We start from the raw sequence: 25,819 nt of genomic DNA, 5'->3' as shown, positions 1-25,819 counted from the left end.
AATTTATTGACGGAAACGGGCTGCTAGTCGGCAGCCCGTTCCATTACCGAGACAACAGGACGGATGGCATCATCGACGCGACTTTTGAGGACTCCTTATAAATCTATGGAGTAACTATCAATGAATCCGCTACCATATAGGTGCCCCTACGTAGGAATCGTGACAAATCAGAAAAAAATGAGACAATTTTCTGAATTTTCAACAAAAATAGAATAGCTTGTCAAGGACCAAATGACCGGGAGCCGCAAAAACGCGGCTTTTTCTTTTGCTCGCACGCCGGAACCGTTGTCTCGTTTTTTGCAGATTGGTCGCGATCGTTACATATATATTTGTCCTTATCAATCTTATAATTGAGATTACACTTGGAGTTGCTTTCATCGAACAAAATCCATATATCATCTAGAACGCAGGGGAGAACGGTATGAAGAGAACAGTCTATTTTTCCGTCATGGCTGCATCGTTGATCTTGGCTTTCTCAATGGCCGCTTGCGGGAACGGCAAATCAGCAGATCCGGGTGCATCCGGTGCGACTGTAAAAGCAACAGGCAGCGAGGCGGGCAGCACGGCAAGTGGAGCCGCACAGGAAGAAACGATTAAGCTGAGGATTTATGTGAAGTACTTCAACGACGACACCAAGAAGCCATACGATTACGCGGTGGCCGCACTGAAGAAAGAGATGCCGAACATCGAGTTGGTGCTGGACCCGATGCAGCAGGACGATAACCAGAAATTGAAAACCTACGCGGCGACCGGAAACTTGCCCGATATTTTTGACACCGACTACAACATCATTAAAGCTTTCGTGGAATCCAAAAATATCGAGATGCTTGACGACGCCCAGGCGACCAAGGATTTGCTGGCCGCATTCAACCAGGGCAACGATAAGTCGCTCACCGCGCCGGACGGCCATATTTACGGTTATACTGCCGGTGGAACGAACTTCCAACTGCTCTTCTACAATAAGAAGCTGTTTGCGGAAGCGGGCGTTGAGGCGCCGATCAAAACTTATGACGAGTGGATTGAGGCAATCAAGAAGTTCAAGGCGAAAGGAATTATTCCGTTGTCGATTTTCGCCAAGGAAAAGTGGATTTCGAATTCCTTTTATAAAGGTTTGGTCATGAGGGAGCAGCCTGACGGATACGGCGCCCTGGAGCAGAAAGGCTTGACGCAGCTGCCGGACGCGTTCAAGAACGCATCCAAGGTGTTCGAAAGCTTGAAGGAAGCGGGGTTATTCGACCCGAACGCGACAAACACCAACTACGACCAGGCTTCGGCGCTGTTCTATACCGGCAAGGCGGCGATGTTCGTCAACGGGCAATGGGAAATATACAACGCTGACAAAAAAATGGGCAGTAACGTTGACTGGATGTACTGGCCGGCACAGGACGTGCAAACGTATGAGAATATGAAATATTACTTGAACGGTGCCCCCTCGCCTGGCGGATTTGCAATCTCGCAGACCAGCGCGCATAAAGAAGAAGCCATTAGGGTGGCCGCTTTCCTGGCCCGCAAATACTCCGAATATCAATATATTGAGCTTGGAAGTCCGATTGTGTCACTGAAAATCGACCAGCCAGTGTCCGTCAATCCTCCTGCGATGATGCAGCGCCTGATCGACGAGGTGCTTCCGAATGTCAAAGGCTACGCCAAGTTCAACGAAAGCACGGAATTGACCAATGCGCTCGATGACAATACGCAAAACTTGATCGTAAAAGGATTTACTGACAAGCAGTTCAACGAAAATATCGAACGCGTCCTGAAAACCATTAATGAGTAGTACTTCCACTCGCGCCGGAACGATTGTTTCGGCGCGAGGTTTTTCAAACTATAGACTGGAATGAGCTTTAACGGAATTGCGAACTATAGGCTCGCTTCTCGCTTTGGTTTGCGCGGATCCGAAAGTACGGGGAAAGAAAGATGCTGTTCCCTATCAGCAAAATTGACTGACTTTTCCAGCCGTAAGATTGGGATCGGTTGTGCGGCGTCAATTTGAAGGGGGTGATCTTTTGCACGAAATACGCAATGCCTGAATACGTTCTATCAACACAAGAACCCTGACGAGCCCAGACGATCGAGGGATTTGATACATATGCTCGGCAGGACGGTGACGTCGAATGGGAGCAGAGCCGTTCATGAGCCTTACGAAAGTATTGTAAGCGCACTCATTACATAGGAGAAGGAGAATCATGATGTTTTCAGGAACTGAAACCAGCATTAAACGATTAATTATGATGGGCTTGGCTTTCATACTGATTGTTGCCTCTCTCACGTCCGTCGGATTCCAGCCGACAAAGGCCGAAGCCGCCGATAACGGCCCGGGGGCCAAACCCTTTATGGGCTGGAGCAGCTACAGTATGCAGGTTTGGGAAGGTTATAATGGCGGCGACGGCTGGAACTGGATTAACGAGGCAGAGATTAAAGCGCAATCCGACGCGATGAAAGCGCTCCTTCAATCCCACGGCTATAACTATATCAATGTAGATTCAGGCTGGAGCGGAGGTATAGATGAGTATGGACGTCCTGTGCCGAGTGCTACTCTATATCCGGGTGGATTTACGAATCTGATTAATTATGTACATGCCAATGGGCAAAAGTTCGGGATCTATTGGGGTCCTGGAATATCACCGGCAGCATATAACGCCGATTTGCCTATTTATGGTGCACCCGGCTGCTCCACGCAGGATATTGTGGTGTTGCCTCTAAAATCTGCAGATTATTGGAACTATAGCTATAAGATTGATTTCTCAAATCCCTGTGCACAGAGCTATATCAATTCCATAGCTGATCAGTTTGCTGCTTGGGGTGTAGATTTTCTGAAATTGGATAGCGTAACGCCTGGTTCCGGCATATATGACCTTTCCAAAGATTCTCGTGACGATGTCAAGGCTTGGTCTCAGGCGTTGGCTCCGCATAACATTTGGTTCGAGCTTTCTTGGGCGCTGGACATCAAGTATGCCGACACATGGAAACAGTATGCGAACGGATGGCGCGTACATTGGGATATCGAATGTTACTGCAATACACTGACAAGGTGGGACAATATCGCACGCCTGTTCCCTACGGCTGCTCAGTGGTGGAGACATGCAGGCCCTGAAGGATGGAACGATTTCGATTCCTTGAATATTGGAAACGGAGCCATGGACGGCTTGACGCAGGTAGAGCGCCAAACGGCCATGACGTTTTTCGCCGCGTCCGCCGTGCCGCTCTATATCGGGAATGATTTGACGAAATTGGACGATTACGGTGTTCAATTGCTTACCAACGATGAGGTGATCGCCGTTGACCAGGCAGGCCGCCCTGCACGACCGGTGTCCACCGACACGAATCAGCAGGTATGGTATGCCAATAACGGGGATGGAACCTACTCGGTCGCATTGTTCAACCTAGGCAGTACCGCAGCGGAAGTGAAAGTCAACTGGAGCGATATCGGAATAAGCGGACCCGCGTCTGTGCGTGATCTGTGGAACCACTCAGAGCTCGGTATTTACGAAAACGGGTTCAGCGCCGCCGCGGTGCCGCCGCACGGCTCACGGTTGCTCAAGGTTACCGTCCAAAAAGGCACCGCGTTTGCCAATGACGACGACGTAGGCATTCGGTATTCGGGCTCATGGGTGCGCAATGAGGGCAAGGAATGGGCGGGAGCGTCGCAATCTCTCCTTGTTAACGTGATTGATTCAAATGCGAAAAACAGTTCGATCAGCCCTGTTTCGGCTTCTTTCGATAAAAATGCAGCCGCTCAAGCTGACGTGGCCACGACAATGACGCTTAACCGCAATACGCTGCAAAGTATTGCAAACGGCGGAACGCTGTTGACTGCAGGCACCGATTATACCGTTTCGGGTAATACGGTAACGATTAAGAAAGAGTACTTAGCCGGGAGACCGGTCGGCAATGTCAGTCTGACCTTTGACTTTTCCGAAGGAAAGGCGCAGACCTTTAGCATTACCATCATAGACTCGACAATACGGAACAGCGTCGTGCTTCCAGCCGTGATCGATTTCGATAAAGGCGATGAGACACAAGATGACCAAACGACGACATTTGCGCGCAATGGCAATGAGCTGACCGCGATCTCCAGAGGAGGAATCGCACTTTCGGAAGGTACAGCCTATACGGTGTCGGGGAATACGGTTGCATTCAAGAAGGAGTATTTGGCGACGCTCCCTGCCGGAACGAGCGAGCTCACCTTCTCCTTTACGGGGGGAGCGCCTCAGACGGTCACGCTCGTCATCTTGGATTCGTCCATCGGTGGTTCGTTATCCTTGAATGACGACAATCCCGCGATCGTCTATACGGGCACATGGCATCCTAACACCGGGCGCGGGCTCGGGGACTACCAGGATGATATCCATTGGACCGAGACCGCCGGCGATTCTTTCGAATATACGTTTACGGGAACGGGTATCGAACTGATTACGGAATTGGATGGTTCCCAGGGGATCATTGATGTCTACGTCGACGGGGAATTCAAGCAAACAGTCAATACGAACAATACGTACAGATCGACCCATCATACGGTATATTACGTATCCGGTATGCCGGCAGGCAATCATACGTTGAAAGTCGTGAAGCGAGCATGGGAGAACTCGGGCGGATTTTTCATGCTGCTTGACCAATTGAGGGTCGCTCTGCCGGATCTCTTGAATCCAATAGCTCTTGGTTTTGATAGGAGCGCTCCGTCGCCTGACGATGTGCGGTCGACGATCAGCGACGGTTATCAGATCAGCGGGGTGGCTAATGGAGGGATCCCACTGGCTGCAGGGATCGACTACTCGGTAACGGGCAATGAGCTAACCGTCAAACAAGCATATTTGGCCGGATTACCGGTCGGAACCACGAATCTCGTCGTTACTTTCGTCGGGGGCGCAACGCAGCGTCTGGCCATTGTCGTAACCGATAGCGCGGCCAATAACAGCACGATTAGTCCGGTATCGGTCGACTTTGACAAGAACGCGGCGGCGCAAGCGGATGTCTCTACAGTGTTGTCGCTGGAAGGCAATCAACTGACTAGTATCGTGTACGGCGGAACGGCTTTATCGGAGGGGACCGACTATACGGTGTCGGGTAACGTAATAACGATCAACAAATCGTACTTGGCGGCACGGCCGACCGGTACGACGCGGCTCCGATTTATTTTCAATGCAGGGGAATCTCGGATTCTCTCCATCGCTATTCGCGACACGACACCGCTTAATAGTTCAATTGTTCCGACTGTATTGAGCTTTGACAAAACGGCGGCAGCATCATCCGACGTCACGACGACGATGACGCTAAACGACAACGATTTAGTCGGCATCACGAACGGTGTAACGCCGCTCAATCCCGGTGAGGATTACACGGTTTCAGGCAACGTGGTTGCGATCAGCAAGGAATATTTGGGCACCCTGTCTCCGGGTACGGTCAACTTGTCGCTCCAATTCAGCGCAGGCGCCTCCAGGACGTTGACGGTTGTCGTAAGCGAATCGTTAAGAGGCCGATACATAGACCTCAATGACGATGACGCATCCATAGTTTATAACGGAGCTTGGAACCCGAATACAAACAGGGGTCTCGGCGATTACAAGGATGATATCCATTGGTCGGAGACAAACGGAAATTCCTTCGAATATACCTTCAAAGGAACGGGCATCGAACTGATTACGGAGCTCGATTCCTCGCAGGGTAAAATGGATATCTATATCGACGGCGAGTTTAGACAGACGGTCGACACCTATAATACGAGCCGGGTCACCCACCGGGCTGTGTATAACGTCGCTGGACTGCCTGACGGCGAGCATACGATCAAAGCGGTGAAGATATCCGGACAGTTCATGCTTCTAGATCAGTTGAGGGTTCGAATTGCGGACATCATTGGACCGGACAAGGCCACCTTCGACAAATCGAGCAAAGGTCAGGATGGCATTACTACCGAGCTTGGATTTGACAGAAGAAACCTAATAGGTGTCCGGAACGGTGAAGCAGCACTCAAACAGGGGAAGGATTACACCGTGTCGGGAAATTCCGTTACGATCAAGAAGCAGTACCTTGAAAAACAGCAGGTGGGTACTGTACTCTTAACATTCGACCGTCGAGGGGACTATCAGAACGACGTACATTCTACTACGAATAACGGCGACTATTTCGAGTATTCTTTCAAGGGGACGGGCGTTGAAATCATCGCTCCGACCGACCCTTCCCAGGGGGAGATAGACGTTTTTGTAGACAATGAGTTCAAAGGAACGGTCAGCTTACAAAGCGACAGCCGTTTGTCCCGTCAGACGGTGTTCAGCATCTTCAATTTGACTAGCGGCACTCATACCATCAAAGGTGTGAAGAAATCGGGTGCAGCTTTCATGCTGGACGGGGTGAGATTCCGCGTTCCTAAGGTAGTACACTAGAGAAGACTCCGAAATACCAGTATTCCATGGATAGAGGAAGGTTGCTGATTCTTCCGTCTGTTGGGTCATCTGTTAAAAACAAATCATCTCTGTAAACGAAGAACGCCGGCCTAGCGCCGGCGTTCTGTATTTGTGGCATACCGGAATTACGGAAGGTGCCCGATTCCGCGGGCACCGGGTTGCCCGAAGCTCATGGTCAGCGACCAGATCAACTATTTGACGGCCCTTTTTGACTAAAAGATCATTTAATCCGTGAAATTGTCTCAATTTATTCCCATCTGTCTCGATTCCTACGTGTTTATATCGTGAAATGTTATCTATAATAATAATTTGTTAGGGAAGCAGGTGCATAAAAAGAGAGGTTTATAACCGATGTCCAAAAATCCATTCCGCGCCTTGCTGATCAGACAGAAAATTATCGCTGTGTACATTCCCTTGATTCTCATTCCCTTGTTCGTTCTCGGTTATTTCACGCGCGATTTGTTTACGGATTCCTTGATCAACAAAACGAAACAGAACGTGTTGGACGAGTCGACGCTGATCCTAACCCGCGTCGATACGATGGTCAAAAACGCGGAGAGCGGCGCCAACGTCATGATGGCGGACATCAACCATATCTACAGCGGAATATCCGCGAGTCCGACTCCGCTTGAGGAGAAACAACTGTCCACGCAAATGCAGACGCAGTTTAGCATCAATCTACTCAACTTTCCCGACATTGACTCGGCGGCTTTCCTCGATTCCTCGGAGCGACTCTTTGCATCCTACTTCCCCGTGAAGGAGAATGACAGGCAGATTTCCAGAAGCCGCTTGCTCGATGAGATTAATAAAAAGCCCGGGTACGGTGTCAATTATTGGTTTCCGATGGCTGAACGGGACTATTTGGTGACGGACCCTCGCGAACCTGTGATCTCCATTGGAAAGAAAATTTTGAAACTAGACTCCGGCAAACCGTTCGGCATGTTACTCGTGAACGTGAAAGAAAGCTCGATTTCTAATATTTTTGCCAACATGAGCGCGGATTTCGGGATGAATAAGAAATTTTACATCGTGGACCAAGAAGGACGGGTCGTTTCGTCTGTTCTGAAATCGGATCTATTGAAGCCGCTGCAGGATACACGGTTGAGACAACTCGTGTTAGTCAAGGGCAAGGGTACTTTCTCCCTGATCGTGAATACCGATACCGGAAGAAATCTCGTCACCAGCGTCCCATACGACAAGATGGGCTGGTATCTCGTCAATGTAGTGCCCGTCGATCTGATCACGCAGGATATCCAGAAGAACAGAGTCATGACCCTTATTATCGGCGCGATTTGCCTTGTATTCGGGTTGCTTGGGGCCGGTCTGCTTTCTAAAGTGATCGTGAGCCCGCTGCTGAAGTTGACGAAGACGATGCGCAGGGTGAAAGAAGGCGACATGAACGCGGTGGCCGTCATTCATACCAACGATGAAACCGGGCTGCTCGCTTCGGTGTTCAATTCCATGATCGATCGAATCAAGACGCTACTGCTTCAAGTCGAGGCGGATCAAATCACTAAGAAGGAAATCGAGTTGGCGCTGATCCATGCGCAGATCAAACCCCATTTTCTGTATAATACCTTGGATTTGATTTACGTGCTGAATGATATGAACATGCATCGCGAAGCCAGGGACACGACGAAGGCCTTAGCTGATTTCTACAGGATCGCTTTAAGCAAAGGCAGCGAGATCATCACGATCGGCGACGAAATCAAGAACGCCGGCGATTATTTGGCCATCCAAAACATTAGGTACGCAGACGTGTTCGACTACGAAATGGACATCGATCAGGAGATCCTGTCATGCGAAATCCCGAAACTAACGCTTCAACCGATTTTGGAGAACGCCATCTATCATGGGCTTAAAATAAAAGGAAGCAAGGGGCGCATTAGGGTTACCGGACGCAAAGAGGAATCTCGGATCACGATTCGCGTCGAGGATAATGGCGTAGGCATCCCCCAAGATGCTCTGGCGACAAATTGGAAACATTATACGGAAGATGGAAAGCCTAGTTCGTTCGGCTTATTCAGCGTGAATGAGCGCATTCGGCTTTATTTCGGCGAGGATTACGGGATCTCAATCCAGAGCGGGAAAGAAGAAGGCACGATGGTAACGATAAGCCTTCCCGCCGCAGGTGAATGGAGGAATACGTTTGCTTAAAGTGATGATCGTGGATGACGAGAGTCTCTTTCGAAAACATATGAAGGAACGCATCGATTGGGAGAGCCTTGGATTTGTTATGTGCTGCGAAGCAAATAACGGGATCGTAGCTTTGCAGGAGGCAGAGAAATACCAGCCCGATCTAGCGCTGATCGACATTAGCATGCCATATATGGACGGATTGGACCTAGCCGGGCAGCTCAAGCGGCTTTACCCTCATCTATTCATCATAATAGTAACCGGACACAATGAATTCGAATATGCCCGAAAGGCCATGCGAATCGGGGTCATGGATTACCTGCTGAAGCCCTTTGATAATGAAGAATTCACTATGGCGCTTCAGAAAGCGAGAAGCTTCATACTAGGCGCACGAGAGGACACCGAATGGTCGAAGGATTATGTTCCCTTGTTGCGCGAGAGCTTCTTGAACCAATTGATTCGTCATGACATGGATATGGACAGGCCCGCCATCGAAGCTTCCTTGCTGCGATTCCGTATGCCGATTCCCCCGCAGCGGTTTCGCGTTGTCGTGACGGAAATCGACAATATGTATGAGAATTGGAGCGATCCGAAGGAAATTGTCCTGTGGAAACATACCGTATCCAACATGCTTCAGGATCTGGTGAAGATCGATGGAGAGCATTACGTCTTTCACGATGCCGAAGGGCATATCGTCTCCATCCTTGCCTTTCGGAACGAATGGGAAATGAAATCTTACGATGGTCATGCTTTCGAGAGGCTTGGCCGCCTAGTGGAACGTCATTTCAAGTTCACCGTCACGGTCGGATTCGGAACCCCCCGCAGCGAATATCAATACTTGCACGATTCGTATCGCGAGGCGCTGCTCTGCATCCAGCTCAAGCTTACCGCGGGGCAAGGTAGATTGATTTGGTTTGACAGGTTGAACAATCAGTCGGAGAGATTCAGTTTCTTTCCCGCCGAATTGCACGAATCGCTCATTTTCCAGCTACGCGCCAAAGATTGGAACGGCGTAGAGAAACGGCTGGAGGACGCCTTTTCTTACATGAACAACGATGGTGCGACACTGGAGAACGCCTACACCATCATGATCGGCTTGATTTCCGTTTGTCTATCGTACGCCATTGAATCGGGCCATGCAATCGAGGAGGTTTTCGGCGCGGGTTTCTCGCCCGTCAGGGACATGCGCAAGTTGGCATCCATTCAAGAAGGAAAGGACTGGATAACGGAGATCTACCGGAAGGCGGTTATGGCATCGGAGGGGATAAGGTCCTCCAAGTCGTATAAACTTTACCATGCCGCCCAAACCTATATCCAAGAGAGTTTTGCCGATCCGGATATGACCGTAGAAGGCGTCGCCGCGCAATTGTTCATCGATTCCAGCTATTTGCGGAAAATATTCAAGCGGGAAGGCGGAACTTCGGTATTGGACTATATCACGTATGTCCGGATGCAGAAAGCTAAGGAGTTGATTGGCGCAGGATACGTGAAGTTGCTTGGCATCGCCGAACAGGTGGGTTACAATGACCCGAATTACTTCAGCAAATGCTTTAAAAAGCAATTCGGTCTCACGCCGACGGAATATGAAACCAGGTTGAACAAATGAGTCGAAGCCGCGCATAAGCGGCTTTTTCTCTTGTGCTCCGATGTCTCGTTTTTTGCAGAATGGTCGCGATCGTTGCGTATTTTAGCATGAGGACACCTTCTATAATGAAACATGTACCCGGGAACGGCTTCACAAAATGTAATCATTATCGACGAGAAAGAAGGAAGAACGAAATGAAAAGAACGGGCAAATATTCGGTCATGGCCGCGGGATTGGCCTTGGCTTTCTCGCTTACCGCTTGCGGGAACGGCAATTCATCGAATAACGACGTAGCCAGCGCGACGGGAAGCGCCGCAAACAGCGAAGCCAGCGGCACGGCAAGCAATGCCACGCCGGCGCAAAAGATCAAACTGCGGATCTATGCGAAATATTTCGACGACGACACCAAGAAACCATACGATTATGCGGTAGCGGCGCTGAAACAAGAGATGCCCGAGATCGAGCTCGTGCTAGACCCTATGCAGCAGGACAACAACCAAAAGCTGAAAACTTACGCGGCGACCGGCAACATGCCTGATATTTTCGACGCCGATTACAGCATCATTAAAGCGTTCTCCGAATCCAAAAACATCGAAGTGCTCGACGACGCTCAGGCGACTAAGGATTTGCTGGCCAATTTCAACCCAGGTTACGAGAAATCGCTAGCCGCTCCGGACGGACATATCTACGCCTATACTGCAGGTGGCACGAACTTCCAGATTCTTTACTACAATAAAAAGCTGTTTGAGCAAGCAGGCGTACAAGCGCCTATCAAGACGTACGACGAGTGGATCGAGGCGATCAAGAAGTTCAAGGAGAAAGGCATCATGCCGCTTTCGATCTTCGCCAAGGAAAAATGGATTACGACCGCCTTCTACAGAGGTTTGGTTACGCGGGAACAGTCCGATGGATTCGGAGCCCTCGAACAGCAAGGGCTGACCGAACTGCCGACTGCGTTCAAGGACGCGTCCAGCGCGTTCCAGCGTTTGAAAGAAGCGGGATTGTTCGACCCTAACGCGACCAACACTAACTACGATCAGGCTTCCTCGTTGTTCTACACCGGCAAAGCGGCAATGTTCGTTAACGGCCAGTGGGAAATTTACGGCGCGGACAAAAACATGGGCGCAGACGTCGATTGGATGTACTGGCCGGCTAAAGACGAGCAAACTTACGAGAAAATGAAATATTTCATGAACGGTTCTCCTTCGCCTGGCGGTCTTGCCGTCTCGCAGACGAGCGAGCATAAAGAAGAGGCGATCAAGGTTGCTGCGTTCTTGGCTCGCAAGTATTCCGAGTATCAATATCTCGTTCTTGGCAATCCGATCGTGTCGCTCAAAATCGACCAACCGATTTCCGTTTCTCCTCCAGCGATGATGCAGCGATTGATCGACGAGGTGCTCCCGAACGTGACAGGCTACGCCAAGTTCAATCAAAGCACGGAATTGAACAACGCGCTCGACGACAGCACGCAAAACTTGGTCGTCAAAGGCTTTGACGACAAGGACTTCAACGGCAGCATCGAACGCGTCTTGAAAAACATCAATAAATAATAGTCACTCTCGCGCCGAAACGTTCGTTTTGGCGCGAGGTCTTTTAAACTGGATATAGGGACTGAACAGCATGAAAACTTATTTAGCCAACAAGAAAGCTATCGCCCTGTTTACGCTGCCGGCTCTGCTGCTCTATACGATCGTCGTTTCGTATCCCGTGCTGCAGACGTTATACCGCAGCTTCTATGATTGGAACGGACTAGGCGCCGGTACGTTTAATGGAATCGATAACTACATCCAGCTCTTTCAGGATCCGCTTCTGTCAAGGTCCTTGCGGAACGGCGGGCTCTTCGCTCTAGTGCTTGTCGTCTTTCAGATCGGGGTCGGTACGGTGCTCGCGTTAGTGTGCTCGGACCCGAAAGTACGGGGAAGGAAGATTTTGAAGGCGGGATACTTCATTCCGGTCGTTCTCTCCGTCACGGTCGTTTGCCAGCTTTGGATCGCCATGTACGATCCGACCAGCGGATTGTTCAATAAACTTTTTCAGGCGCTCGGCATTCCGTATCAGCAAAATTGGCTAACTTCGCCGGCCGTTTCGATTATCGCGATCGCTTTCGTTAACGCTTGGCAGTTTATGGGCTTTCAATTCAGCTTGCTGTACGCGGGCGTCAAGTCCATACCCGAGCAGTATTTAGAGGCGGCGACCATAGACGGATGCTCGAAGTGGAAGGCCCACCTTAAAATCACGATTCCGATGATGGCGGAAACGTACAAATTTTGCTTTATCCTTGCGATCACCTCCGGGATCGGCGCCTTTATCCAGATGCTGATCATGACGAGCGGCGGACCGGGAACGACGAACTATACGTTGACTTACATGATCTATCGTTATGCCTTTATGGAATCCAAGTACGGGTACGCCTGCGCTATCTCCGTGTTCTTGGTCGTGCTTAGTTTGATCGCCACGCTTATTATCAACCGGTTGTTCGCGCGAGAAAGAATCACTTATTAAAGGCAGAAAGGGGCGAACAACCTTTTATGTTTTCCAAGAGCAAGCTAGCTAAACCAGGTGGACTGTTGCTGCAGGGTGTGTTGTGGCTTTATTTTCTCGTATCGGTATATCCGCTTTTTTGGATGATTTCCTACTCTTTGAAAAATAACAATGAAATTTTCAGCACGAATCCGTTCGGACTTCCGACGCATTTTCGCTTCGAAAACTACGTTCATGCGTGGATGAATTTTAATATCCCGCGTTACTTCGCCAATAGTCTCGTCGTTTCGATCATCAGTACGGCCGGAATTCTAATATTGTCTCTCATGTTCTCCTACGCCGCGGCGAGGTTGGAATGGAAATTGCGCGGAGTGGCCCGAGTGTACATGATGATCGGGATGTTCATCCCGCTGCAGGTCATCATGATCCCGCTCGCGATTCTAGTGAAAGATTTTCACCTCATCAACACCTACGGCGCGCTCATCGTCCCGTATATTGCATTCGGACTGCCGTTTTCCTGTTTGATCTTTTACGGGTTCCTAAGAGGTATTCCTTTTGAATTAGAAGAGTCCGCTTGCATGGACGGCGCCAGCATTTTTCGAACGTTCATCAGCATTATCATGCCGATCGTTACGCCGGCCATGGCAACGATAGCGATATTGCAGTTCTTGGGTTCTTGGAATGAGTTCTTGCTTGCCTATATTCTGATTTCCGATGAGACCATGAAAACCTTACCTTTGGGGCTGCTGTTCTTCCAAGGGCAGTACAGCACGGATTGGGGCGGTATGGGCGCGGTTATGACCATCGCCAGCTTGCCTACCGTAATCGTGTTCCTGTTCTTCAGCGAACGAGTGGAACGCGCGATGACCGTCGGCTCGGCCGTTAAAGGTTAAACATACCGAATGCATTCGAAGAGGGGAAGTTAAAGATGAGCGAATTGAAACTTTGGTACTCCCAGGCTGCGAAACAATGGAAGGATGGCCTTCCGATCGGCAACGGGAGATTGGCTGCGATGGTCTACGGCGGTGCCGAGAAGGAGACTTGGAATATTACGGAGTCGACTTTTTGGTCCGGCAAACCGGAAATCATTGAAAGCCGTTCCTACGGAAAAGAACCTATCGCAAAGCTTCGCCAGCATTTTTTCGACGGCGATTATGAAGCGGGGGAACGTATGGCACAGGAGATTTTGCAGCCTGCCAAACGAAACTTCGGAACGAATCTGCCTATGTGCGATGTCGAGCTGCGCTTCGGGCACGAAGAGAACGATGTCGTACGGGAATTAAACATCGATAATGCCATCCTAACCACTTCCCATTCTATAAACGAAGCGAAGCTGCATCGGGAAATGTTCGCCACGCATGAAGACGGGCTCCTCGCATACCGGATCTGGAGCTCCTTGCCGGACGGCGTTTCGTTCTCGATTCAACTGAAAGGGAGAACGGATCTTTTCCAAAGCGTGAATGAGTCGTCCGATGTCTTGGCATTCCATGGACAGGCACTGGAGAGTGTCCATAGCGACGGCGAGTGCGGTGTACGCTGTAAAGGCCAAGTTCGCGTTCGTGCCCAAGGCGGGCAAGTAACGGGGGACAACGGCCGCATTGAAGTCGCGGGAGCATGGGAGGCCATTATCTATTTCGCGGTCCATACGGATTACGGAGTGGAAGGCGACGATTGGCTTCAGGAAAGCAAGAAGCGGTTGGACGAAGCGGAGCTTAAAGGCTATTCGCGTCTCAAAGCGGATCACATCACGGATTATCGGAAGGGATATGACCGCGTTCATGTGGATTTCGGCGCTAACGCTACTGCTCTGCTTCCGACGGACGAGCGAATCAAACGTTTGTCAGAGGGCATCGACGACGATCCGCAATTATACGCGCTGTTCTTCCAGTACGGCCGCTATTTGACGCTCTGCGGCGCGCGGGAAGATTCTCCTTTGCCTTTGAATTTGCAAGGAATTTGGAACGACGATATTGCTTGCCGTATGGGCTGGACTTGCGACTATCATCTCGATATCAATACCGAAATGAACTATTATCCGATCGAAATCGGCAACTTGTCGGAGAGCCATCTGCCGTTAATGCGTTACATCGAACGACTGGCGCAGGGAGGAAGATCGGCGGCGAAAGACTTTTACGGCTGCGAGGGCTGGGTAGCGCATACCGTCTCTAACGCTTGGGGATTTGCGGCGCCGGCCTGGCAGACGTCCTGGGGACTTAACGTAACCGGGGGACTTTGGATCGCGGGCCAGCTGATGGAACATTACGAATTCACGTTGGACGATGAGTTTCTGAAGAAAACGGCGTATCCGGTGTTAAAGGAATCGGCGCTCTTCTTCTTGGACTACATGGCCATTCATCCGAAATACGGCTGGCTCGTCACGGGTCCGTCCATCTCGCCCGAAAACACCTTTTTCGCGAACGACGGGACATATGTGCATCGGACTTTATCCATGGGAACAACGCTGGATCAGGTGCTCGTCCACGATTTATTCGAATTTTGCCTGGAAGCCGCGCGAAAGCTCAATACGGACGATAACCTGCAGGACAGGCTTCAGCACGCCATCGCGCTGCTGCCGCCGCTTCAGATCGGCGCCAAGGGGCAGTTGCAGGAATGGCTGGAGGATTACGAGGAAGCGCAGCCGGAGCACCGGCATTTGTCGCACCTGCATAGCCTGTATCCGGCTGCACGGATAACGCCGCAATATACGCCGGCATTAAGCGATGCAGCGAAGGTAACGCTTGATGCGCGGAAGGGCAGCGCCAATCACGAGGATATCGAATTCACGGTTGCCGCCTTCGCGGGTTGCCATGCTAGGCTGCACGAAGGCGATCACGCATACGAGCAAATCTCCCACTTGATCGGCGAGCTGTGCTATTCGAATCTGCTAACGTACTCGAAACCAGGAATCGCCGGGGCCGAAGAAGAGATCTACGTCGCAGACGGAAATTTCGGCGGAACCGCGGCTATCGCGGAGATGCTGCTGCAAAGCCATGCGGGAGATCTTCATCTGCTGCCTGCGCTTCCGGCCAAGTGGAATGCCGGCAAGTTCTCGGGCTTAAGAGCGAGAGGCGCGCTTGAGGTCGACATCGTCTGGACGGAAGGCCGCATGGCCGAGACGACCGTTAAGGCGTTCGCATCCGGCCGGATGCTTTTGCGGTATCACGATCGAACGGCGCCTTTCGATTATGAAGCGGGCCGCGTCTACGCAATCGACGGAGAGCTTCGTATCCGGGATATCTCATAAGCGAACAACCGCCCTCGTCCGGAGCTGATGTCCGGTCGAGGGCGGTTGCCGATCCGGTTCAGCCGGGAGAGCCGGTCGGTCCGCTGACGGCGAGCGTCTGCGAGGAGCTGGGCATCGAGCCGCGTTTACCGACCTTCGCGTTAGGCGTCGAGAAGGTGTCGCACTTTAGCCGATACGCCGTTCTTGCCTATGACAAAGCCTTCGAGGACGTCCAACAACGGGATTGGGCCTACCCTGTCATTCGGAAGCTGGCGGCTAAACATATTATTAATGGTGTCAGCGCTAGTCGCTTTGATCCGAAGGCGAATGTAACGCGCGCAGAGTTTGCGACCTTTATAGCGCGCGCGCTGCAATTGGACATTACGGGCATGGCGGCTGGATTCGAGGATATTATGCTTTCCGACTGGTATGCGGGAGCCGTAGCGGCTACTCATAATGCTGGCATCGTGAAGGGTCTCTCCGCTACTGAGCTTGCGCCGAATGACGCGATTACACGTCAAGAAATGGCCGTCATGCTAATGCATGCCTATGCGTACCAATCGAGTAAAGCCGTTACGGATGCCCCAGCGGCGGATTTCTCCGACGAGGCCAGCATCAGCAACGCGGTATTGCTTGGAAGCGGTCTTGATGGTTACATGATCTGGGGCGACTATTACTATTTCGAAGCGCTTATGCGGTTAGAACGGGGCGTTCCGGGCTATTGGTACGAGCGTTAACCGAGGTACGATCGAAACGGCAAAAGCACCGACAAACGTAGGTTTCTGCGGTTTGCCAGTGCTTTTTTAATTTTACGTACCCTAATAAGCGAATAGCGCGGAGCAGGGAATATTCTCTGGCGCCGCTCTCTTTTTTAACTACTTCCCCCCGCCGATGAACTTGTTCACGAGCGTATAGATCGGCGTCGTGTCGAAATCGCTCAAGCCGCTGACGTCCGTTAGGAAGTAAACGAGCAGAAACGGCAGCAACCCGATCGCGAGAATCGCCAAGATGAGGCCGGCGGTCATGCAGCGCATCATTTTCGCCAAAGTCATCCTTATCGCCTCCCTAATTGGAAAGCGACCGTACTCCACCTGGAGGACGATCGCTTGTTTTCGCATTTAACCCGCCGCTTCCCGCTTCTTGAAGAACGTCTTCAGCGCGGAGTAGATTTCGGCTTTTTCTTTAATGACATAGTATAGGAACTGCTGATGCTCCAGATGCTTGTAAGCGGACATAAGCGTGCTCGAGCGATTGTATTGATTGACTTCCCCGTAGCCGAAAATATTCGAGCGTTTCAGCATTTCCTGAATGAGCCGGACGCACCGCTCGTTGTCGCTCGTCAGGTTGTCGCCGTCGGAGAAGTGGAACGGATAGATGTTGTATTGAGAGGGCGGATAGCGGCTGTCGATAATTTCGAGCGCCTTCACGTAAGCGGAGGAGCAGATCGTGCCGCCGCTCTCGCCGCGCGTGAAAAACTCCTCCTCTGTCACTTCCTTGGCTTCGGTATGGTGTGCGATAAACACGATTTCGACCTTCTCGTACTGCCTGCGAAGGAATCGGCTCATCCAGAAGAAGAAGGAGCGGGCGCAATATTTTTCGAAGCTGCCCATCGACCCCGACGTATCCATCATGGCTAGAATAACCGCATTGTTATGCGGCTTTACGATTTCTTCCCAAGTTTTGAAACGGAGGTCGTCCGGCGAAATGCCGTGGATTTCCGGATGACCCTCGCGCGAATTGCGGCGTAAGTTTTCAAGTATCGTCCGCTTCTTGTCGATGTTGGACATGATGCCCTTACGCCTGACGTCGGTGAAACGAACTTCGGACACTTCGATTTGTTCTCTTTCTTTGCGACGCAAATAAGGGAGCTCAAGCTCCTCGAATAGCATCGTCTCGAGCTCCGCCATCGAGATTTCGGCCTCGACGACGTCGTCGCCCGGATCGGAACCGGCATTTTCCCCTTTACCGCCTTGGGGGGTAGGATCAACTCCGAGCACGTCGCCGACTTTGCTGTCGCCTTTGCCTTGGCCGACGTGCTTCTTTTTATTCATATTGAATACGATTCGATATTCGTCGAGACTGCGGATCGGGATCTTTATAATCTGGCGCCCATCCGACAGCACGATGTTCTCCTCGCTGATCAGGTCGGGCAAATTCTGCTTGATGGCTTCCCGTACTTTCTGCTGGTGGCGCGCTTGATCCTGGTAGCCCTTGCGGTGGAGCGACCAGTCTTCGCGGGACAAGATGAATGAGGAATGGTTCATGGGCAACCCCCTCTCGCGAGTGTTAAATTGGTTGATCGTAATCAATATATTCATGTCGGGTAAAACAATGTGTGCGAACTTACGGGGGGGACGAGCACATGGAAACAAAACACTCGCGCGTGCAACTGACAGATGTCCCGTCGATAGATTAGAATAGTTAAATAAGCGATTGATTATCGTAAAAAATAGTTGGGAGGCACGTCCTCATGAAATTCATACATACGGCGGATTGGCATCTAGGGAAGCTTGTGCAAGGTGTCTATATGACGGAGGATCAACGCTTCGTGCTGAGGCAGTTAATAGACGAAGTAGAGCGGGAGCGCCCGGACGCGGTTATCATCGCCGGCGATCTGTACGATCGGGCGGTGCCGCCTACGGAAGCGGTCGAGCTGTTGGACGAGCTATTCGCGGAATTGGTTGTTGGGTTGGGGGTTCCGGTGCTTGCGATCTCGGGCAACCACGACAGCCCCGACAGGCTGGCTTTCGGGACGCGTATCATGGAGGCGCGGGGGTTACATTTGGTCGGGCAGTTAGGCGCGGAGATTAAACCTGTCGTCCTCAGCGACGGGGACGGCGAGGTTCATTTTCACTTGGTGCCGTACGCGGATCCGGCTCAAGTGCGCTTCGCGTACGGCGACGAGGCGATCCGTACGCACGACGAAGCGATGAAGGCGATCGTAGATCGGATCGAGGAGCGGATGGATAAGCAGGCGAGGCATGTATTCGTCGGACATGCGTTCGTGACGCCGGGCGCTACGCCGCAGGACAATACGAGCCAATCGGAGCGTCCGCTGTCGGTTGGCGGCGCGGAACACGTCCATGCGGAATATTACCGGTCGTTCCAATATACGGCGCTCGGCCATCTTCATCAGGCGCATCACGTCGGGGACGAACGCGTCAGATACGCAGGTTCGCCGCTGAAATATTCGATATCCGAGGAGCACCATCGCAAAGGCTATTACGTGGTGGAGCTAGACGGCGATGGGGCGATCACGGTGGAGCAACGGCTGTTCGCGCCGGTTCGCGACATGCGGAGAGTCGTCGCTCCGGTCGAAGTGATCGTAGGCGCTACGGCAGTCGCGTCGGACGATTACGTGTTCGTGACGCTGCTGAGCGACAATCCGGTGTTATATCCGATGGAAAAAGTTCGCGCTGTCTATCCGAACGCGCTGCACGTGGAGGTTAAGGCGGCGACAGTCGTGGAAGGCAAGGGAGACGGCGTCGGCGATGCGGCCGGCGTTTCGCGGCGCGAAGCCGATCCGGTGTCGCTGTTCGCGGCGTTTTACGAGGAAGTTAAAGGGCAGCCGCTGACCGAAGACAAGCGCAGGCTGTTCGCTGAGACGTACGCGGACGTCGTTCGCGAAGAAGGAGGCGCGCTATGAGGCCGATTCGAATAAGTATGACCGCGTTCGGTCCGTATCGCGACACGGAGACGGTAGATTTTCGCCGATTGGAAGACAGGCGGCTGTTCGTTATCTCCGGCAACACCGGAGCGGGCAAGACGACGATCTTCGATGCCATCTGCTTCGCGCTGTACGGAAGCGCGAGCGGGGAAGACCGGGCGGAGACGCGAATGCTGCGCAGCCATTTTGCGGCGGACGACGTGCACACGGCCGTCGATTACGAGTTCGGCGTCGGCGGGCGCACCTATCGCGTCGTCAGGCAAATGCCGCATAAGCGCGGCGGAAACAAGAACGAGACCGGCGGCAAAGCCGAGTTGTACGAGACGACTTCAGGGCAAGACGTGCCGTGCGTAGACCGGTTCATCGTCTCGGACGTGAACGCGAAGCTGGAGTCGGTTATCGGGCTTACGAAGGAGCAGTTCAGCCAGATCGTCATGCTGCCGCAGGGCGAGTTCCGCAAGCTGCTTACTTCCGATACGGACAACAAGGAAGAGATTTTGCGGCGCATCTTCCGGACCGGGCTCTACGAGCAAATAGAAGAGAGATTCCAACGTCGCCATCGGGAGCTGCAGGATACGCTTAAGCAAGAGAAAGCGATGCAGGACGTTTACGTGAAGCAAGCGGAAGAGACGTTGCCGAAGCGGGACGACGGCGCGCTAACGTTGGCGTTGGCGCAGCCGTATCGCAGCTCGGCGCAAGTGATGGACGGGCTGACGCAGGAAGCCGGTTATTACGGCGAGCTGGAGTCGGCGGTTGCGGCGCGTCGCGACGAGCTAGGGGGATTGCTCGCGGACGCGGAAAACGCGCTGCGCGACGGGCTTGCGCTGGCGGGTCGCTTCGCGCAACTGGCGGACAAGCAGGCGCAGCGCGAGCAGATGGCGGCGCGCCAAGCGGACATCGACGCGCTCGCGCAATCGGTTCAGCTCGCGGAGCAGGCCGCGAAGATCGAGCCTTACGAGGAGCAAGCCGCTGCGGCTTCTCGGCAAGTAGCGGCGAAGTCCGCGCAATTGGAGCGCACGCTTGCGGCGGTTGCCGAAGCCGAGCGCGGGTTGGCGAATGCAGAGGAGCGCGTGCGAGTAGAGCAGGCGCGGGAGCCGGAGCGCGCGGAAGCGCAGCTCGCGCTGCAGAAGCTCGGCGAGTATGCGCCAATCGTGCGCACGCTGGCGGAGCGCGAGCAAGAGCTGCTGCGGTTGCAGCAGGAGGAGCGGAAGCTTGCGGCCGAGCGCGATTCCGGCGAACGGCAGCTGGCCGAGCTGAAGGAGTCGCGGCGCGTCCAACTGGAGCGGCTCAAGGCGATGGAGACGGAGCTGGCGCGATTGCCTTCCGTAAGGGAGCAATATCGTCAGGCGGGCGATCGCTACAAATGGTTAAAAGAGATGCTGACGATCGAAGCGAAGCTGCACGAAACTTCGCGGAACGAGGCCTCGTTCGGAGAAGCGGCCGCGCAGGCTCGGCGGCGTCACGACGAGCAGGAAGCGCTATGGGTAGAAGGCCAAGCGGGCTTGCTCGCGCTTCATTTGCACGACGGGCTAGCGTGCCCGGTATGCGGAAGCGAGGAGCACCCGCATAAGGCGCCAGCCGCCGTGAACATCCCGTCGCGCGAGCAAATTCAGGCGCTGAAGGAGCAGCTTCGCGTCGCCGAGCAAGTGCTGAGCGAAGCGGCTGCGCAGGCGGCGGCTTCCGCCGAGCTGCGCGGCAGCAAAGTGGCGGCGATGGACGAGCTCGGCTTGTCGGACGCCATACCATGGACCGAACAGCTCGCGCAAGCGGAGGCGAGCGGCAAGGCGCTTCGCGCGGATAAGGACAAGCTGGAAGCGCTCGAGCGGGAAGTCGAGCCGCTTAAGACGTCGCTGGAGCAAGCGGAGCAGGCGCACGAGAAGCTGACCGCGGACCGGGAGCGGCTACAGGAGAAGCTTCACCGGATTACGCTGGATCGCAGCACGAAGCAATCGCTCTTGGAGAGCGAGCTGGGCCGCGTTCCGGAAGACGTGCGAACGCCGGCTCGGCTCGAGGCGCGCATCGGCGAAACGGCCGCGCTTCTGAAGCGGCTGACGGACGCGTGGGAGGAAGCGCAGCAAGCGCTGCAACGCATGCAGACGCGCGTCGCCGTAGAGCGGGCGAATGCCGCGCAGCAGCGAAGCCAGCTCGAAGAGGCGGAGCAGCAACGTGCGGCAACGGCTCGGCGGTTCGCGGACGAGCTCGCGAAGAGCGGCTTCGCGGACGATGCCGAGGCCTATGCCGCGGCAAAGCTGGCGGAGCCGGAACGCGCGGCGCGGCTGCAGCGGATCGAGGCGTTCCGCGCGTCGTTGGCGGCGCTCGTGCAGCAAATCGAAGAGCTGGAGCGCGAGCTGGCGGGCAGAGAAGCTCCAGCGCTCGAGGCGCTGCACGAAGCGATCGCGGCGCTTAAGGCGCAAGCGGAGGGCGCCGTCGCGGAGCTTCATGCCGCGCAGCGGCATAAGCAGGAAGCCGAACGTCTGCTCGCGGCGATTGCGAAGTCCCATGCGCAGTTTAACGAGCTGGAGCTTCAACATCAGAGCGTATCGGATATTTATCAGATGCTGAAAGGCGACAACGCGCTGAAAATTTCGTTCGAGCGCTATATTTTGATCGAGTTTCTCGAGCAAATTTTGCTCGCGGCGAACGTCCGGCTACAAGAGCTGTCCGGCGGTCAGTTCCTGCTGCAGCGAAGCGACCGGTTGGAGACGCGCGGCAAGCAGAGCGGTCTGGGCCTCGACGTATTCGACGCTTACACCGGTCAGAACCGGGACGTGAAGTCGATGTCCGGCGGCGAGAAGTTCAACGCCTCGCTCTGCCTCGCGCTCGGGATGACCGACGTCATTCAAGCGTATCAGGGCGGCGTCTCGATCGAGATGATGTTCATCGACGAAGGCTTCGGATCTCTCGACGAAGAGTCGCTCGGAAAGGCGATTCAGACGCTCGTCGACTTGCAGCGGGCTGGACGGATGATCGGGGTCATCTCCCATGTGCAGGAGCTTAAGCAAGCGTTCCCTGCCGTGCTCGAAGTGAGCAAGACGAAGGACGGTTATAGCCGCACCGCGTTTATACTGAAATAATGGGTATAGCCGCCAAACTCTCCGAATTCCGGACGCGTTCGGCGGCTTTTTATGGCGTAATGAGATATTGTCACACTGAACGGCAATTCAGAGGTCGAGAATCGAGAATGTTCTTAGATAGTAGCGAACAGCAACAATCTTGCGGACAGCGGTGGGCTGCGGTAGGTTGGCCGTGCAACCTCGTGTGGCGAGGTAATAGCGGATGTTTAAGGTAGTATGGCCGCGTAGCCTCGCGTAGCGAGGTTAGAGCGGGGAGTTGAGGTGGTTTGGCAGTATAGCCTCGTGTGGCGAGGTAATAGCAGATGTTTAAGTTGGTTTGGCCGTGCAGCCTCGCGTGGCGAGGTAATAGCGGATGTTTAAGGTAGTATGGCCGTGCAACCTCGTGTGGCGAGGTAATAGCTGTTGTTTAAGGTGGTTAGGCCGTGCAACCTCGCGTGGCGAGGTAATAGCAAGCAATCATATAGACGGCTTGCCGCCCCATCGTGCATAATTGTCCTATTAAAGCGCTTTAACATTCGAGCGGGCTGGGGGAGCTTCCAAAGTCATTGTCGTCGACGACGAAGCGGTCGTGCGCGTGGGGTTGAAGAACACGATCGCCTGGAACGAGCACGGCTTCGAGCTTGTCGGAGATTACGCGAACGGGCGCGAGGCATGGGAAGCGGTCGAGCTGCATAAGCCGGAGCTCAGCCGCTAGTGTCGCTCATCCGCGCGAGCGACTCGTTCTTCGCTTGTCCGGACGGCAGGGATGCCTGCCTGTACACCGCTTTGCCGGAAGGACTGACGACGCGGATGTCTCCCGAGTCTAGCTTGACGTCCTTTAGTTGCTTCGCGATCGCGTCGACGCCGACATCGATCAGGACGACGCCGTAGCCGTCCGCCATACCCTGTCCGCGCAGGACGCGCCCAAGCGTGATCGTCGGATTCGCGTTGCGGTTGTCCGGGAGGTTGCCGTCGATCCAGACGAACTCTCCTTCTTTGTCGTTGATTGCGCGGAACCACGCTTCTTCGGCATAGCTTTTGTTGGTTAGCAAGCCGGAAGTCGTCGGGATGTAATTTCCTTCGCGCCGCAGCAACTCGATCGAGGTGATAGCGGGGTTCGAGAACATATACGATTCAAGCCGCGTATCCAATCGGGTCGCCATCTGCGAGGCATCGTAGTCATCGAGATCGCCTGCCAGCAAACCCGTTACCGTGCTTTGGATTTCGTCGTCCACCATCATTTGAGAGACGATCTGCTCGAAGGTGCGGTAGAGGGAGTCGAGCTTCTGGCTCGCTTGAACGGCCGTTTCCGTATAGGCTTCCGTCACTTTGTCCTTAAGCACGTTCGAGGCGATCCGGTATGACGCATAGCCGGTCGCGGCTACGAAGACGACGAAGATCAACCCGATTTTCAAACCGATCGAACGGAGCGGGCGGCGCAGGCCGGAAAGTTTAAAGTTGCGGAGCAGGCGCGTGAACATCAGGCTTCCCCCCGAGGATAAGGGCAACGAAGCCGCCGGTAGGCCGGCGACTTCGTTGCCTTACGATTTCCTCCACTATAGCGGTCTTGCCAGCCTCACTCTATCGATTATTTTCCGAATATTCTCGATTATTCTCCAAACGTGCGGCTGCACGGTCCGAAAGGGTCTCTGCCGTCGCCGCGACCTCATCTTGCGTCTGACGCATCCACGAGACGAACAATCTCGCCAACCCGGGGTCCCACTGCGACCCGCTGCCTTCCTCGAGAATCCCGAGCGCCAGTTCTACCGACATCCCTCTGCGATACGGACGATCCGAAGTCATCGCATCGAAGGCGTCCGCGATGGCGATAATGCGCCCCGAATACGGAATTTGTTCACCGGCCAATCCGTCGGGATACCCTTTGCCGTTATACTGCTCGTGATGCGACCGTACGCCGGGCAGCAGCTCCGACATCGCCTCGGCGGGTTCGATTTGACGCAATATTTTTTCCCCGAGCACGGGATGTTCTTTAATGAGAGAGAATTCCTCGTTCGTCAACTTGCCTTCCTTCAGCAGCACCGCGTCCCTGACGCCGATTTTGCCGATATCGTGGAGGAGGGCGGTCTTGTGCAGCGTATCGAGCTCCGGCTCGCTCATCAGCGCCAGCTTGCCGATTTGCACAGAATAATACGCGACCCGCTCGGAGTGGCCGGCGGTATACGCATCCCTGGCGTCAAGCGCCGCGGCGAGCGTCGTGAAATAGCTTTGAAGGAGTTGCGCGTTCTGTTTCTCCCGCGTCTTCAATCCGTCCAGCATATGATTGAACCCCGAGACCAGCTTGGAAAACTCATCGGAATAATAGTCGTTGGCGCGCGCGCCGAAGTTCCCTTCCTTCACCGCGCCCATCTTCTCGTACAAATTGCGGATCGGCTTCTGGATGTTAAGCGACAGCAACCATGCGCCGAGCGAGGAGAAACCGATTCCCATGACCAAAATGAGGGCGGCCCATTGCCAATATTCCGCGTTGTTCTCGCCGGATAGCTTATGAAGACGGATTTGACCCGCGAGGGCGAACAATCCGAGCGGGAACGTGCCGATCAAGAAAGCGCTAAGTTGGAATTTGGTTTGAATAGAGACGAGAACCCGTCCGTCGAGGCTGAGTTCGGCGCCGTAGCGCCGTTCCGCCAGCCCGTGAATATGCGCGAGCAATGGCTGGATCGCCTGCGCGGTGAGGAAATATTCGATCAACGCATGGAGCGACGCGACGAGCAGAGCGCCTACCGCGGCGAGACCGATGTAATAGGCAGGGATGTCGATCCACGCTCGTTTGACGCAGACGAACGTAACGACGATGCCCGGCACGGAAAGTCCGAGCAGATGAGGGCCGAAAATTCGCTTGACCGATAGGATCGGAAGCCGATGCGTATGCAAGTATACGCCCCGAAGCCGTTCCAACGGAATGGCATCTTCCGATTCGGATAGTAAGCGGCGGATAGGCAGCAGATGTTTGTTGAACACGAACAGCTCGGTGGCCAGCATGATGACGAGCGAGACGACGAGCACCAACGCCAGACGCCAGTAGACGTCCCAGGATTCTTGGAGCGAGGAGAAAATGAACAAACTTCCGACGCCAAGCACGGCGATCCCGGAGCCGATCAAGTAGTTGCGGACAAGCTGTCTTATAAACCGATGATAGATTTGCATGAGAAGGGGGCTCGCTTTCCTGTGCCGTAATGTTACTTGATTTCCACGCGGATGGCTCAAATCCTTTTTTGGGTAAACAGCTTAACGGGTCACGATAATGCCATTAAAGTC

General features: G+C 53.7%; 15 protein-coding genes. 11 read left to right on the top strand and 4 right to left on the bottom strand.

Going from position 1 to position 25,819, the window contains the following annotated elements:
- The first annotated feature begins 421 nt into the window (after positions 1-421).
- The 9 genes from ACFPQ4_RS08035 (at position 422) to ACFPQ4_RS07995 (ending at position 16,560) form a co-directional block, all read left to right on the top strand.
- The gene (locus ACFPQ4_RS08035) at positions 422-1,777 is read left to right on the top strand and encodes an ABC transporter substrate-binding protein (protein ID WP_378111271.1); all 1,356 of its coding nucleotides are present in this window, start codon (positions 422-424) and stop codon (positions 1,775-1,777) included.
- A 409-nt stretch (positions 1,778-2,186) separates the two neighbouring features.
- A complete protein-coding gene (locus tag ACFPQ4_RS08030) occupies positions 2,187-6,377 on the top strand; it encodes a X2-like carbohydrate binding domain-containing protein (protein ID WP_378111270.1) in 4,191 nt (1,396 codons plus the stop codon).
- A gap of 372 nt (positions 6,378-6,749) precedes the next feature.
- The gene (locus ACFPQ4_RS08025; RefSeq protein ID WP_378111269.1) at positions 6,750-8,555 is read left to right on the top strand and encodes a cache domain-containing sensor histidine kinase; all 1,806 of its coding nucleotides are present in this window, start codon (positions 6,750-6,752) and stop codon (positions 8,553-8,555) included.
- Between the two features lies 1 nt (position 8,556).
- Entirely contained in the window at positions 8,557-10,140 is a 1,584-nt protein-coding gene (locus tag ACFPQ4_RS08020) for a response regulator (protein WP_378111393.1), read from the top strand.
- A 173-nt stretch (positions 10,141-10,313) separates the two neighbouring features.
- Positions 10,314-11,669 carry an ABC transporter substrate-binding protein gene (locus ACFPQ4_RS08015; protein WP_378111268.1) on the top strand — a complete coding sequence of 452 codons (1,356 nt, stop codon included), beginning with the start codon at positions 10,314-10,316 and terminating at the stop codon, positions 11,667-11,669.
- 70 nt (positions 11,670-11,739) lie between these two features.
- Entirely contained in the window at positions 11,740-12,621 is an 882-nt protein-coding gene (locus ACFPQ4_RS08010; RefSeq protein ID WP_378111266.1) for a carbohydrate ABC transporter permease, read from the top strand.
- A 26-nt stretch (positions 12,622-12,647) separates the two neighbouring features.
- Positions 12,648-13,493: a carbohydrate ABC transporter permease gene (locus tag ACFPQ4_RS08005; RefSeq protein ID WP_378111265.1), complete on the top strand. Its 846-nt coding sequence runs from the start codon at positions 12,648-12,650 to the stop codon at positions 13,491-13,493.
- Positions 13,494-13,528: 35 nt separating this feature from the next.
- Positions 13,529-15,844, top strand: coding sequence for a glycoside hydrolase family 95 protein (locus tag ACFPQ4_RS08000; RefSeq protein ID WP_378111264.1), 2,316 nt, complete (start codon positions 13,529-13,531; stop codon positions 15,842-15,844).
- Between the two features lie 155 nt (positions 15,845-15,999).
- On the top strand, positions 16,000-16,560 hold the full coding sequence (locus ACFPQ4_RS07995) for an S-layer homology domain-containing protein (protein ID WP_378111263.1): 561 nt from the start codon (positions 16,000-16,002) through the stop codon (positions 16,558-16,560).
- Between the two features lie 138 nt (positions 16,561-16,698).
- Here ACFPQ4_RS07995 and ACFPQ4_RS07990 read toward each other — a convergent pair whose 3' ends face one another.
- Positions 16,699-16,875: a hypothetical protein gene (locus ACFPQ4_RS07990; protein ID WP_378111262.1), complete on the bottom strand. Its 177-nt coding sequence runs from the start codon at positions 16,873-16,875 to the stop codon at positions 16,699-16,701.
- A 66-nt stretch (positions 16,876-16,941) separates the two neighbouring features.
- On the bottom strand, positions 16,942-18,087 hold the full coding sequence (gene yhbH, locus ACFPQ4_RS07985; protein WP_378111261.1) for a sporulation protein YhbH: 1,146 nt from the start codon (positions 18,085-18,087) through the stop codon (positions 16,942-16,944).
- A gap of 206 nt (positions 18,088-18,293) precedes the next feature.
- Here yhbH and ACFPQ4_RS07980 point away from each other — a divergent pair, with 206 nt between their 5' ends.
- Both ACFPQ4_RS07980 and ACFPQ4_RS07975 read left to right on the top strand, forming a co-directional pair.
- Positions 18,294-19,469: an exonuclease SbcCD subunit D gene (locus ACFPQ4_RS07980; protein WP_378111260.1), complete on the top strand. Its 1,176-nt coding sequence runs from the start codon at positions 18,294-18,296 to the stop codon at positions 19,467-19,469.
- The gene (locus ACFPQ4_RS07975; protein WP_378111259.1) at positions 19,466-22,564 is read left to right on the top strand and encodes an AAA family ATPase; all 3,099 of its coding nucleotides are present in this window, start codon (positions 19,466-19,468) and stop codon (positions 22,562-22,564) included. The genes ACFPQ4_RS07980 and ACFPQ4_RS07975 overlap by 4 nt, the downstream gene beginning before the upstream one ends.
- Before the next feature lie 683 nt (positions 22,565-23,247).
- On the opposite strand, the gene ACFPQ4_RS07970 is transcribed toward ACFPQ4_RS07975, so the two are convergent.
- Both ACFPQ4_RS07970 and ACFPQ4_RS07965 read right to left on the bottom strand, forming a co-directional pair.
- Positions 23,248-24,024 carry a cache domain-containing protein gene (locus ACFPQ4_RS07970; RefSeq protein ID WP_378111258.1) on the bottom strand — a complete coding sequence of 259 codons (777 nt, stop codon included), beginning with the start codon at positions 24,022-24,024 and terminating at the stop codon, positions 23,248-23,250.
- A gap of 100 nt (positions 24,025-24,124) precedes the next feature.
- Complete coding sequence (locus tag ACFPQ4_RS07965) at positions 24,125-25,708, bottom strand: HD domain-containing phosphohydrolase (protein ID WP_378111257.1); 1,584 nt, start codon at positions 25,706-25,708, stop codon at positions 24,125-24,127.
- Positions 25,709-25,819: the final 111 nt, after the last annotated feature.

It is taken from the genome of Cohnella yongneupensis, from assembly GCF_042655785.1.
Lineage (GTDB): Bacteria > Bacillota > Bacilli > Paenibacillales > Paenibacillaceae > Cohnella > Cohnella yongneupensis.
Note: the sequence above shows the minus strand (reverse complement) of the source record. Positions and strands in the feature narration are given on the sequence as shown.